The sequence below is a fragment of the Opitutaceae bacterium genome, assembly GCA_041395105.1.
Lineage (GTDB): Bacteria > Verrucomicrobiota > Verrucomicrobiia > Opitutales > Opitutaceae > B12-G4.
Genome location: JAWLBB010000012.1, coordinates 19448 through 32866 on the forward strand (window position 1 = coordinate 19448; position 13419 = coordinate 32866).

The 13419-nt window shown below is 59.7% G+C and carries 9 protein-coding genes; 4 read left to right on the plus strand and 5 right to left on the minus strand.

Annotation, left to right across the window (positions count from 1 at the left end; all coding sequences use genetic code 11):
* Window positions 1-3 precede the first annotated feature (3 nt).
* The 3 genes from R3F07_20310 (at window position 4) to R3F07_20320 (ending at window position 1835) form a co-directional block, all read left to right on the plus strand.
* Window positions 4-444, plus strand: a complete 441-nt coding sequence (locus R3F07_20310) for a 6-carboxytetrahydropterin synthase (GenBank protein ID MEZ5278736.1) — start codon at window positions 4-6, stop codon at window positions 442-444.
* Window positions 445-634: 190 nt separating this feature from the next.
* Complete coding sequence (locus R3F07_20315) at window positions 635-1153, plus strand: tetratricopeptide repeat protein (protein ID MEZ5278737.1); 519 nt, start codon at window positions 635-637, stop codon at window positions 1151-1153.
* Window positions 1154-1331: 178 nt separating this feature from the next.
* Window positions 1332-1835: a hypothetical protein gene (locus R3F07_20320; GenBank protein MEZ5278738.1), complete on the plus strand. Its 504-nt coding sequence runs from the start codon at window positions 1332-1334 to the stop codon at window positions 1833-1835.
* 136 nt (window positions 1836-1971) lie between these two features.
* Here the strand turns inward: R3F07_20320 and R3F07_20325 are convergent, their stop codons facing one another.
* From R3F07_20325 to R3F07_20345, 5 genes are all read right to left on the minus strand, one after another.
* Window positions 1972-4257, minus strand: a complete 2286-nt coding sequence (locus tag R3F07_20325) for a heparinase II/III family protein (GenBank protein ID MEZ5278739.1) — start codon at window positions 4255-4257, stop codon at window positions 1972-1974.
* 416 nt (window positions 4258-4673) lie between these two features.
* Window positions 4674-5441: an SDR family NAD(P)-dependent oxidoreductase gene (locus tag R3F07_20330; GenBank protein ID MEZ5278740.1), complete on the minus strand. Its 768-nt coding sequence runs from the start codon at window positions 5439-5441 to the stop codon at window positions 4674-4676.
* Between the two features lie 228 nt (window positions 5442-5669).
* Window positions 5670-6761, minus strand: coding sequence for a class I mannose-6-phosphate isomerase (locus R3F07_20335; GenBank protein MEZ5278741.1), 1092 nt, complete (start codon window positions 6759-6761; stop codon window positions 5670-5672).
* 323 nt (window positions 6762-7084) lie between these two features.
* The gene (locus tag R3F07_20340; GenBank protein MEZ5278742.1) at window positions 7085-8380 is read right to left on the minus strand and encodes a hypothetical protein; all 1296 of its coding nucleotides are present in this window, start codon (window positions 8378-8380) and stop codon (window positions 7085-7087) included.
* A gap of 53 nt (window positions 8381-8433) precedes the next feature.
* On the minus strand, window positions 8434-12033 hold the full coding sequence (locus tag R3F07_20345; GenBank protein ID MEZ5278743.1) for a TonB-dependent receptor: 3600 nt from the start codon (window positions 12031-12033) through the stop codon (window positions 8434-8436).
* Between the two features lie 261 nt (window positions 12034-12294).
* Here R3F07_20345 and R3F07_20350 point away from each other — a divergent pair, with 261 nt between their 5' ends.
* On the plus strand, window positions 12295-13404 hold the full coding sequence (locus R3F07_20350; GenBank protein MEZ5278744.1) for a LacI family DNA-binding transcriptional regulator: 1110 nt from the start codon (window positions 12295-12297) through the stop codon (window positions 13402-13404).
* Window positions 13405-13419: the final 15 nt, after the last annotated feature.

A 13419-nucleotide genomic window follows, 5' to 3' on the forward strand; every position in this document is an offset into this window, starting at 1 on the left:
ACGATGTTCACCTGTTCCAAGACCTATTCGGATATCCCGTTCGCCCACCGGCAGCACCGCCACGATGGGCACTGCTCGCTCATTCACGGGCACAACTGGTCGATCCGCCTGACTTTCGGCGCCCACGAAAACGACGCCAACGGTTTCGTCGTGGACTTCGGTCGATTGCGTTTCCTGCGCGACTGGATCGAGGACAACCTCGATCACGCCTGTGTCTTCAACGAGGATGATCCCCTTCGCGCGACCCTCGTCGCAGCGGCGCCCGACGCTTACCGGGTTTACCTGGTCCCATCGTGCTCCTGCGAAGGACTCGCCCAACACCTTTTCGAGGTCTTTGATCCGATGGTGAGGGCCAGGACAGAGGGACGCGCCTTCCTCATCAAAGTGGAAATCTGGGAAGACTCCCGCAACAGCGCGACCTACCGGCCTCCAGGGGTTTCCTGACGGAGGGTCGCGCTCATGCCGCGCCCTTCAAGGCTCAACAGAACGAAGGGTGGGCGCAACCGCTGAAGGTCACATCAGCCGCGCCAAACCTCAGCGATCCGCTTGCACCGAGCGGCACCGTCTCTTAGAATTGTCCAAGAGGGCCGTAAGGTTCCCAAACTGGCACAGTTCAAGCATTGCTGAAAGAAATATGGTCGCCGCAAAAGAAGATCAGCCTCGTGAGCCGGAAATGGGCAGCCTCTGGACGCTTTCCTTCGTCAGGGGTTACCTGGAGTTGGGCATGCTTGAGAAGGCGGAAAAGGAGTTGGCCAGGCTTCCCCTTGAGGATCAGCATCGTCCGGAAAGCCTGAGCCTGGCCGGTCAGATCCTGATGGCCCGGCGTCAATGGGAGGCAGCGATCGAGGTTTTTGCGATCGGTCGCGCCCTGCATCCCGGGTGCGTCGACTTCTACGTGAAAGCGGCCTACGCCTACGAGCAGGTCGGTCGCCTCCAGGAGTCCCGCAACATGTGGCAACTGGTCCCCCGGCCGGTCGGCCGGTCCGGATTCGCCCATCTGAATCTCGCCCGTTGCGAGGCCAAACTGGGCAACCTGCCCGCGGCCCGCCGGCACATCACGACCGCCCTCCACCTCGATCCAAATATCCGGGCGTTGCTCGACAACGATCCGGGGCTCGTGCAATTGCTGAACACCCCCGGCCAGAGCAATTGAGAGGCTGTCCCTTCCCCCGATCGTTTCCACGCTGGGGATCTACCGCTGGGCTCCTGCGAAACTACCTAGGCGGGCTCGGGGGTCTCCGTGGGTTCATCTTAAAAGTGTCGTCCGTGAGGGCGAATTCCGGGTCCCGGCCTAACCCTCGCCGCTGCTCTTCCGATATAGTCTCACGAACATGATGATCCCCTCCCCCCAGGAAAACCCTTCCCTCGAAAGCGCCTCGCTGCGCTGGTCCCTCTCCTTCGCCAGCGGCTACCTCGCCCTTGGCATGGTTCGGGATGCCGCCCGCGAGCTGGGCAAGCTCCCGCTTTCCGAGAAATGCCGTTCCGAGGTCATTGATCTCCGGATACAGGTGATGTTGGCCCGGAAACAATGGAAGCAGGCCTACCGGCTGGCCTGCATTGCGATGCGGATGTTTCCCGGGTTGATCGGCTTCTACCGGCAGGCGGCCCTCGCCTGCGAAGCGAGGGGAAATCCGGCCGAGGCGAAGAGGATCTGGTGCTCGGTTCCCAGCCTTTTTCACCAATCGGGTTTCTTCCACTACAAGATCGCCGGCTACGAAGCCCAGTTGGGCAACACCGACCGCGCCCAGGAGCACATCGCCCTCGCCCTGCGATTGGATCCCGATATCGAAAAGGATCTCGGTTCCCTCAATCTGCCGGCCAGCCCCCTGGCCTGAGTTCAGATCCCGGCAAGGGACTGCCGGGACTACAATCTCCCGTGTAGCCGCCCCAGTCTCTTGGGGCGGGAGGCTCAGAACTACGACCCGGCAAGAGACTGCCGGGGCTACAACCTGACCCGGCTTTCCCCGCGGCCTACGGACCGAAGACGATATCCTGAAGACCCGGATACAGTGCCCCTTCCCACCGGGACGCCTCCGTCGTGATCGTCGCCCGGACTTCCCCATCCTCCGAAAGGTGAACAACGACCGATTTCTCCCCGGGTTCGTATTCAAGTGCAATCGCCGCCGGAGCCGACAACTCGACCTTGATCCCATCGGAAAAGCGAAGGTAGCGTCCGCCGACCATGGCCAGCCGGGTGGGCTCCCCACCCTCCTTCATCCAGGCCACGGCAAGACGGGCGTCACTTTCGAGATCCCCCTGCAACTGGCGGTCGCCCGATCCGTTCGCCTGCATCAGGGTCCGGCCCCCCCGGAAAGCAATCCGATCGGAAGCCAGCGCATCGACCGCGAATTCTGAAAGGGATTCGGGGCTGGAAGCCGGGTCAAGAATCCCGACCGATAGCATCGCCTTCCCACTTCGCGTGTTCACGGTATAGGGAAAGGCGGCGTAATCGCCCTTGATGTAGGTCAGTTCGCCCGATCGTTCCTCGAATTGGAAACCGTCCCCAAAGAACCATTGGCCAAGGACAGCGGCCGGTCCGTAAGCATCTTCCCGGTAGGACCAGAGGCTGCGCGGCCCGTCCTGGGAAAGTTGCGCCCGGCCGCCATGCATGACGACGGCAATTTCGCCGGTTTGGGGCAATTCGACCCGATCGACGATGGCAAACCACCGACCATCGATCATGGCAATGAGGCGCTGGTGTTCGCCGCCGACGGCGTAAGGAGCCGACTTGATCTCGCAGGTCATGAAAGGCGACAGCAGGCGGAAACTCGAATCGGGCGTCCGGTCGACCCTCCGGTCCACCGGAGCCTGGCCATTCACCATGACCACATTATGTGCTTCCGCAGTCTTGTACCAGGCAGTGCGCTCGGGGCCGGCATAGCTTCCCCGGGAGTAGCCCGCATCGCTGGACATCATCTGGTTTTCCGCCTGCAGGATGAAGCTGAGGTGTTCGTAATGCTCGTGATTGTTCGCTTCAGCCACACCTTGGAACAACAGGTAGCGGTGATCCGGCGAATCAAAGGACCAGTCGTTGCGAAATACCGTCTGGCCTGAGGGCCCGAAGAGAGTCGGACCGGCATCGGGCGCCACGGCTTTGATCCCGGGCTGGTAACAGAGATATTCGACCAGGTGGATCGGGTAGTCCCAGGTCGCTCCGGTGTAGTTGAAGCCATCTTCGACTTCCGCCGCTTCAAACGGAGAATAGTCGGTGTTCTCAAAGTTCCATTGGAGGATCTCGGCCAGGGAGGCCGAGGAACTGAGAAAGGTTGGCCTGCCGCGATAGGCTCCCGCCACGAGCTGCGAGGGATAGGGGCGGATATAGCTGTCCTCGATATTGGGAATCCATCCCTTGCCGTTGCGGCTGGCCACCGGCCATTCGAAGGCGGGTTGAAACTCGCGGAATCCGTCGACTCCCGAAACGTTCCGGTAGTGGTAAAGAAACGGAAGGAAGTTGATCAGGGAAAAGGTGTAATAGTGGCTTCCCTCCCGATAGATGCCGTCCTCCCCAAAGAAGTAGCGGGTGTTCCCATTGCTCGCCGCGATCGCCCGTCCAAGCCAGGCCCCGGCCCGCTCGTCTCCCGAGAGGCAGAGTGCCAGTGTCCCCAGGCCCCAGGCCGGTTTGGAGAGATGATTGTGGGGACTGTCGGCCCACGAGAAGAGATTCTCGTAGAGATACTCGGCATGGTTGGCCAGATTTGCCCGGATTGCTTTGTTCTCTTCGGGACTCAGGGCCGGTTGCACCCAGTCATAGGCCGCCGCGAAATTCTGCGCCCATACCGCCTGGTAGATTTCGTCGACCGCGCTCCCCTTGATGATCGGGTCCAGCTCATAGAGTGGTCCGGCGTATCCTCGCAGAAGCGCTTCCCGGGCCTTCGCCAAAAACGGTTCGCCCGATTCGCCCGGGCTGACCTGATAGTAAAAGCCGTTGATTGCCGCGATCTGCGTGAGAGTACCGTAATACTTGTGGATCGTCTTCGTGCCGTCTGAGGCGGAAGGGATCTCCGGCAGAGGTGCCAGCAGGAATTCGGACTGAGCGACCTCATCCCAGACCATCGCGGCATGCGCGTCCGCATCCCGCTTGGCGATCAGACCGGGGACATCTTCCGGTCCGAACCAGAGACTCGGGTGGCTCTCGACCTCCGGCAACACAGGGTCCGCCGGCAGGGCAAAGCCCGTGTAGGTATCGGGGAACGTGATTTCGCCCCGGCATACTGGCAGTAGAGCCAGGGTGATGAAGAAGAAAATCCTGTTTCTCATTGATGTGGCGGGGTGCAGGGCAAGAGGACGGATGCGCGATCTTCCTGAGGCCTGGTCAGACTCACAGACAGTGTGGCAAAGCCGCTGTGCCGGCGTTTCTGGAGGTTGCGGGAACACTTCGACACAGCAAAGTGGCTACATCTTCAGGGAAAAACCCTAGGGTTTGATAAATCTTGGAAATCGGCCCACGAATCTGCACGAATCGACACGAATCTAAGACTGCCGTTGCCTTCATTTGTGTCGATTCGTGCAGATTCGTGGGCCGAAAAAACAATCATTTGACATCCAGTCTTTCGGTCGACTTCTCGAATCCGGGATCATTCCTAAACTGAAATTCCACAAATAGCTGGTTCAGCAATCTGGATGGTATGTGATCGAGTATTGGATACGAATTGCGGAGACTTTGAAGAGGAAATCTAGGCCGAATAAACACCCCCGTTGATATCCAGGGTCGCCCCGGTGATGAAGCCGTCGTACTCCGAGGCGAGGTAAACCACCGCCCTCGCGACATCGTCCGCATTGCCCGCCCGGGCGATCGGGATACCCGCAATCGTCTGGTCCGCAGATTCCTTGGTTGTATGGGTATTGTGAAACGAGGTTCCGAGGATCAGGCCGGGGGTCACCGCGTTGACCCGGACACCCTTGGGCCCGAGTTCCAGGGCAAGGGCCCGGGTGAAGGTAAGGACGGCCCCCTTGGCCGTCGAGTAAGCCAGCGACCCGGCATGCCCGCCTTTTCGTCCGGCCAGAGAGGCCAGATTGACAATTGCGCTGGCCGGGTTCCGCGAGAGATGGGGCTCGGCCGCCCGGGTCACACTCATCATGGAGGTGACATTCAGGCGCATCACATGATCCCAGAAATCCACGTCGAGTTCGTCCAAGCGCTTCCGGCCGACCAGGGAACCGGCATTGTTGATGAGGATGTCCAGTCCGCCGAGGGCCTCGACCGCACCAGTCACGGCGGCCTCGGCACTGCTGGGGTCGGTCAGGTCTGCCTGGACGGCAGTCGCCTTCAGTCCGGCCTGATGGGCCATGCCCACCAGTTCGGCGGCCCGTTCCCTGCCTGAGAAATAGTGGACGGCCACGTGGGCACCCGCTTCGATGAAATGTCTCGTGATCGCGTCGCCGATGCCCTGGGCACCCGCCGTGATGAGAACGCGCTTTTCCGCCAGTCTTGATTTGGGCATAGGTAGGGGTCTCCTGGCAGCAATTTATAACTATTAAATGGGAGTTGGTTCAATGGAAATCTTCCGGCGTTCGGACTCGGATCGCAAATTGGCCCGGCATAGGACTTTTTCGACCGGCTCACCGGAGGTACCGGGGTCACAACTTGCCTTGGTGTAGCCGCCCCAGTCTCTTGGGGCGGATCGCTCAGCACGACAGCCCGGCAAGAGACTGCCGGGGTTGCAATTTGATCATGCGACCACCGGTGGATAACTCCTGAGGATTTCCACTCCGGTCTCGGTCTTCACCTCGAATCCGTCCAGCCCGTAGGGACAGAGAAAACGGTCATACTGGCGGAGTTCGATCGTTCCGTGGGCATCGGCGATCCTGCAGGAACCCTCCGTGACAATATTTACCGAAAAGCGTCCGCCGCCAAGCTCGAGCCGTTCCCGGATCCGCAGCCGTTCGACCGCGAAGCACTCCGTCTGTCGGGGTCCGATCACAGACTCAAGCATGGAGCCATCGCCGTAGACGGACTGAACCACCGGCTTCGGTCGGTAGTCCGCCAAGACCTGTGCCACCGGAGTGGCTCGGAAATCGAAAACATCGAGACAGAAATCCAACCCCCGGCCCATGAAACGGGCGCTTTCGGGAATGACAAAGCCGGAACGCTCGAATTCGAAACGAACGACGAGGTCACTGGGCTCCTGGATCTCAACCAGGAACAGTCCCTCCCCCAGGGCATGCGGGAAACCACCCGGGATGATGAAGGCATCACCCGGCCGGACCGGAATCCGGTCAAAGCACCCGATCAGCGCCTCCATGTTCTGGTTCTCGATCCAGTGCTTGAGATCCTCCCGCCGTGGAGGCCGCTGAAATCCGAGGTAGATATGGGGATCGGGGACCGTCTCGCGGGATGAAAGGATGACGTAGGCTTCCGTCTTGCCGGAGGGTGAGCCGAGGTGCTTCCGGGCAAAGGCCGCCGTCGGGTGGGCCTGGAGGTGCAGGCGGTCTGCAGAATCGATGAATTTGACCAGGACCATGGGATTGGTCCCGTAGGCCGCGGTATGGGCCTCCCCCAGAAAATAGTCGGGATCCGCCTCGATGACGTCCCGCAGGTTGACCCGATGCGGCCCGAAAATCGCCGTGGCGATTCCCTCAACTTCAGTCTCACGTCCCGGATTGATGGCGCGGGTGGTCGAGCCGATCCAGTCTTCAGGGAAATGGGTGTCCGCGGGAGCCGCCTTTCCCTGCAGCCGGTCAAGCAGGCGGCCGCCGGGATAGGTCCGCCAGACCCGGTTGGGCGGCAAGAGCCCGATGCGTTGATGCAGGTCGCGATTCATGAAGAGACTGTCGAAAAAGCAGGGAACGGGATTACAGCGGAAAGACGCAGGAATGGCACTGAGTCAACGGGGGGCAGGAGGAATCAGTATGTGTAGTGGCGGTAGTCTCTTGCCGCAGTTCCACGCTGAATCGCCCCAAGAGACTAGGGCGGCTACACTTGGAAAAATAAACGAGCGAACGAGAAATGCCGATTCGGGTCCGAATTTCTGCCCAACGCAGGATCATTCGTAGCTATCTCATACGAAAAGAGAGGCAGGCCTTCCGGCCTGCCTCTCGCGAAGTTCAAACGGGGTTCATTCCCCGGAATCCTGAGGAATCGGCACTAGTCGACGGCATAGACCTCGACGATGGCGATTCCGGTGCCGTTATCCTTACCGCCGATTCTCGCAGTGTAGACACCTGGAGGAAGCGAAAGCATGAGAACGGCATCCGCCGATCCATCCTCAAGGGCGAACGCACCGATGGTCTCAGAGACCGATTTGATCTCGTCCGCGTTCATGTTGTCGCCCCAATTGTCGTTCGAGTAGACAATGACGCCTCCCTGGAAGATGTCGAGAACCGGATCTTCGAGGAAGCCCGAGTTGATTCCGACCGCGGTCAGACCCGGGCCAACCGCACGGACCAGGACAGTCCCGGTGGCGCTGCCTTCGACTCCACGGACGACGAAACCCGCAATCAGACGGTCCGGTCCGGTTCCGACCACACCGCGGGTCGAGATATTGTCGAACTCGGCATCGCTTATCGGGCCGGACGACGGAACCGACAGGTTCTCGTTTCCAACATCAACATAGATGTCGTCGATGTACATATAGTCGAGACCCTTCGGCACGGTGGCGCTGCCCGCCGAGCTGTAAAGGAGGAAGGAGCGGAGGGGCTCGGTCAGGGAGGGGCTGCGTTCGGCGAGCCAGCCGATCGGCGGATGGGTATCCGGATCATCAAGGGCTACCAGAGTCTGGGTCGGGAACTCCGTCCCACCCTGCACATAGACCTTGTAGGCATTGTTGGCGTGATCGAGAACGAACCAGATCTGGTACCACTCGTCCGCGGTCGGACCATCGACCAAAACAGTCTGGTAAGCACCAGGAGGGTTCGGGTGACCATTGTCGTAGAAGTCGAAGGAATTATCGAACTCCACCCGTCCGATCACGGAGTAGTCGCCGTAGGCGCCGGTCACTTCCGTGGCGGCGTCAGGTGCCAATGGATCGGCGATCGGGGCACGCCAGCTCAGACCCCAGACGAGGTCAACCACTGCCTTGAACTGGGAGCCGCCGACATCAACCGTCGGGACATTGATCTTGAAGTAGACCGTTCCCGTTCCGGCAATCTCGGGAATCGACTTGACCGCACGTGCGTTGTAGGTCGTGTCCTTCACCAGATCGGCCGCACCGCTGTTGAACTGCAACACCTTGTTGCCGTCCACCTCGGCGAGCACGATCCCGCCGCCCTCGCCATCAGGAGTCACCGGGTCGCCGGAGCCATCAACCGGGTCCTGGCTCCAACCGGCCTCGAGCGCCGCCTGGTCCGCATATTCCATATCATCCACCAATGTCCATTCAGCCAAAGCAACACCGGTGGAGACGGTGGTGGCGGCAATTATCATCAGAGTTCTTTTAATCATGGGTACTTTCTTGGGTTTCGGTTTTCAGAACGATTCGCTGTTCAGAAAAGGGGCTAGAAATCAACGGCCACGCCCAGGCGGAAGCTCCGGGGGGCATAGACGGACCTGGTCCGCTTGGTCACCACCTCTCCGGAAAACGGGTCGGTGACCGTGCTGGTGACCAGACCTTCCGTGTCGTCAGTCAGGTTGTAAACATTCAGACTCAGGCGCCAGTTCAGGTCGCCAAAGGCATGGAAGCCGTAATAGACGCCGGCGTCGAGACGCCAGCGTGCCGCAGTCTCCGGAGTCCGGATGAGGTTGGTGCCCAGATCAGTGCCACCGATCGGGATCGAGGTCTGGGCCGGTCCGTCATAGCGGATACCGCCACTCAGGCCAAGACCCTTGAGCTTGCCCTCAAGGAAGCTGTAACGGGTCCAGAATGACGCCTGGTCCTCGGGGTTGAAGAAGAAGCTCAGGTCCTCCAGACCGGTCGTGATGTCGGACGGGCGGGCCGGATTATCAATTCCGATCTCGTTGCCCCGGACATCGACAAACTTGTCATTGACCCCATCTCCATCGGTATCCGAGCCGACAATACCGGCGTTTTCTCTTCCGAGGATGCGGAAGACATTGTCGTATTCGGTACCGAAGGCGGAACCGGTGTTCAGGTCGATGAAGTCAACCAGGTTGAAGTTCCCCTTGGCTTTCCGCTCGATGTGCGAGTAGTTGAGAATGAACTGCAGACTGGGCGACGGCGAATAGATGAACTCGAGATCGAGGCCTTGCGACTTGTCCGAAAACGTGATAAAGGTGTCGCCGCCCGCCGTGGAGGCGGGTGCACTCGGTGAATTGCCCGGACCATTGACCGGCGCTGCTTGAGGAGTGGGACTCCAACGGATGGGGTCGAACTGTCCGATATTGTCCGCAGAGAGTTCCCGGGCGGCAAAGGCGTCCTCGATGTACTCGCGGAAATTGACGTCAACGGTCCGCAGGGAATACCTCTGGCCATTGTAAACGACATCACCCTCCGGATCCGCCACGTGAAGGGTGATGGACTGCTTCACATCGAGTTTCGAATAATCCAGCCACCAGACATCCCGCCGATTGAATGGCTGTTTGGAACCTGCCTGGTGGTTTTCGATATCGTAGAGTCCCTCGAGGCGGGTCGTTTCCCCGGTCACCCGGTCGACGACGAACCAGGCCTGGGACCGCCCGGGTTCATTGACTCCCTGGACAGTCAGATTGCCCAAGAGGTTGTTCTTGACCGTCTGGGAAATGAATGCCGAGTCGACGCCGTAGTTGATGAGCAGGCCATCCGTCGGACTCGGGTTGAATTCCCCTCCGGAATACGTCGCGCCGGTCGGCACGTTCGGAGAGTCCACCCATTTGGACGGAGCCGGTGCGTCGCCCCATTGCCAGATGGCGTTGTCCCGTTCAATCTGATAAAACGCCACCGTTCCGGTCAGCTTGCCCTCGTAGGCATCCCACTTGAATCCCGCCTCGATGGAGCGGGTGTTTTCCGCCGGAATGGTATCGTTGTTGCCGTCGGTCAGCGAAGTATTCGGCGAGATACCCTCAGCGTAGAGACCGTAAACGGTGATGGCCTTGTTGATATCGTAATTAAGGCCGAAGGAGAACGAGGTTTCCTCGATGTCGGAGGCGAAACTCTTTTCCGGAGTGGTCTCTCCGTAGACGATGCTGTAGGGATTGTCCACCCACTTGAGTTCCCCGGCTCCGATCTCCTGGTCGTTCGGGCTGAGTCGAAGCAACTGCTTGGTTTCGGCGTTGTAGCGGTCGTAGCGAACGCCGATGATCGACTCGATCTTTTCGTCCCAGAATTTGCTCTGGAGGATGCCGTAGGCGCCGTGATAAAAGACATCCTGGTTGCGGTAGGCATCACCCGGCATGGCGAGATTTTCGCCGTTGTAGGTGAAGGGGCTCAGATCGTCGATCGACCGGAAATACAGCGCATCCCTTGCGGCGGCCTCCGCATAGGGAATCTGCCCGGAGGTCACGTAGGCATTGCTGCGGTCGATGAACGCCGCGTTGATGTCCTCGTTGCCGTCGAGAAAATCGACGTTGTCGTTGATATAGTGGTACCCGGCCATGACCGTGTGCTTGGCATCCCCCCCCACAAAAAAGGGAGAATCAAAGGTGTAGGTGCCACGCAGACGCCACTGGAATGATTCACTCGACTGGGGCCGCAAGGTCCACCAATAGCGGGTCAGTTTGAGGTCGTCATTGCTCTGCACCAGTTCGGGATCGTAATCACTGACATAGTCGTCGGCCGCGACGTTCTTCAGCGCCCAGAGGTAGGGCGTGAACTCCACCGAGGGCACACTGGCGAAGCTGACCGGGAGTTCGCCTCGAATGTTGAAGGCACCTTCCCGGTTGTTCATGTTGCGGGCATTGACCGCCAGTTCCTCTTCGTCGGCCTTCGTGTAGAAGACACCGGTCGAAAAGGCCAGGTTCTCATTCGGGAAAAACGACACATCGAGGAGCAGGTCGGTTTCCTTGCGTTGCTCGTAGGTATCGCCTCCGGTGATCCGGTAGGAATCCGGCAGGGTGCCTCCAAACAGGTTGCGGGTGTCCACGTTGCGGACCTCAAAATAATCCCGACGACGACCCCGTGGGTCGGCCACGAACTCCACGGGAGACAACCCGGCGACGGTCCCATCCTGGCCGTAATTGTACTGCTCGTCGTACTGGTTGCGGAAATTCGGCACGAAGGCACGGGTCAGGTCATCGTAGATCCATTGGGCGCCCGTACCATTGTACTTGACGTCCGATGCCTGGGCCTCGGCAAAAACATTCCAGCGGGTGTCATACCAGTAATCCAGTTGAAAGGCCCCATACTTGAGATCCTTGGATCGATAATCCGTCCAGTCATCGCGGGTTTCCAGAGCCCCCATGAACCGGTAGTTGAGCCGGTTCTTGTTGTTCTCGCCCGCCCGGATGATGGGACCCGTGATGTCCGCGGTGCCCCGGAGAAATCCATCCGAACCACCGGTCACGGAAAAGGACTGGTGCTGCTCGGAAAGGGGTTTCTTCGGGATGACATTGACGATACCCGAAATGACCCCGATGCCATAGAGGATGGAGTTGGGTCCCTTGACGACCTCCATGCGGTCCATGTTCGAGGAATCCAGCAGGCCGCCCAGCGCAATGTTCGAGTCCGGTGTGATGACCACGCCACCGTAACGGAAACCCAGGCGATTCTGAAAGGGGACATTGAATCCCCGGATGCTCACGGTGTTGGCGAAGCGGGTGGAACTGGAAGCCGAGGAGGCCGAACGCTCCGCCGACCCGCCACCGCGGTTGGCGTCGGGTCCGGTTCCGCCGGAGGGGGCCTCGGTATCGGAGGTATTGACACCCGCGGCGTAGGAGAGCGCCTCATCAAAATCAGTCGCGCCCAGATCCTTGATGAACTCCGAAGTGATGACCTGGATGGTCATCGGGAGTTCCTTGATCGGGGTGTTCAAACCCGTGGCCGAAACCGAATTGGCCGCGCGGTAGCGGTCGTCCTTGGTCGCATCGATCTCAAAGACCGACAGATAAATCAGCTCTTCATCTTCTTCAGCCGAGGCGGATTGTTGCGCGTTGACCGAAGGAACCATCGCGGCCAGGGCCGCACTGCCGACGAGCAGGATCGAGGTAAGGCGTGAGTGGAGCATGGGGGTCTGTTTTCTGAATGAGTCGGGAAAGAGTCCAGAGGCGCGCCGAGAGGGCATCAGTTCGAATGCGGGGAACCGGAGAGCAGGGTTTCGGGGTTGAGGCTTTTTTTTCCGGCTAACCGAAGTAAGGGTTGCATAAATCCGGCAGGGTTGCTTAATAATTATAAACCATGACATCCCTGTCAATGGATTTTCCTGCGAAAGTTTTCTCGCCCCTCCCGCTGTCGCCCTTTTCCATTACCCCTGTCAAGAGATAGACTGATGGCCCAAAACAAGAACCAGCGAATTTCCCAGCAGCAGATCGCACGGGACCTCGGGGTTTCCCAGGCTCTTGTTTCGATGGTTCTGAATGGTCGTCGGACCGGGATTTCGCAGGATTCCTTCGACCGGATCTGGAAGTACGCGATGGATAAGGGCTACACCCCGAGAGGCATGAATGTCAACCTGGTGCGCCCGGCGGAGAATGGCGCCCGTACAGTCGGCTACATCCTGCGGGCACCCCTGCAACTGGCGACCAAGAGCAATTTCTTCAGCTATGTCCACCACGGGCTGCATGCCAGCGTGACCGGGGCCGATGTCCGCACCGTTTTTCTCGGTAGCGAGACGGACCTTGATGCGGAGCAACTTCTGGAGTTCATCGACAGCCAATCCTCCCTGATCGGCCTGGTCGTGATGGGGGAATTGGAGGAGGCCTTCATGAAAGTCCTCCTCAGGTCCAGAAAACCCGTCGTCTACACTTCGGCGCGGTATCCCGGACGGTGTCACAGTGTCATCTCCAACCAGCAACAATCAGCCGAGCAGTTGGTCGAACACCTCGTAGCTCTAGGGCATAAAAAGTTTGCCTGGCTGGGCGGCGATGAAGGTCGGAGCCGCAACCTGGAGAGGAGAAACGCCGTCCTCGAAGTTCTGGCACGACATGGGCTGACTATCGAGGCCCGAGACCAGGTCGATCTGGGCGAAGCCGACCGCCGCGAGGGAGCCCAGGCCGCCGCCGCGATTTTCGGGACGAATCACCGCAAGCTGCCAACCGCCTGGATCTGCATGACCGGCCTGATGGCCCGCGGGGCCGTCAATTTTCTTCTGCAGAAAGGGATCGAAGTCGGTCGCGACATCAGCGTGGTCGCGTTCGATCTGACCAAGGTCTGCACCGAGGAGCATCCCACCATCACCAGCGCTTTTGCCGAACCGACAAAGATCGGCGAGGAAGCCGGCCGGATCGTGCTGGCGGCGAGCGGTGACAGCGGATTCCCACTTCACGAAATCACCCTGCCCTCCGTTCTGGTTGAACGTGAATCGTCGGGTCCTGTCCCGATGGAATTGAAGAGGACAATCAAGACGCCCAAGGCGCCCCGGACAAGAGCGAGAACCTGATCGCGGGACCTCCAC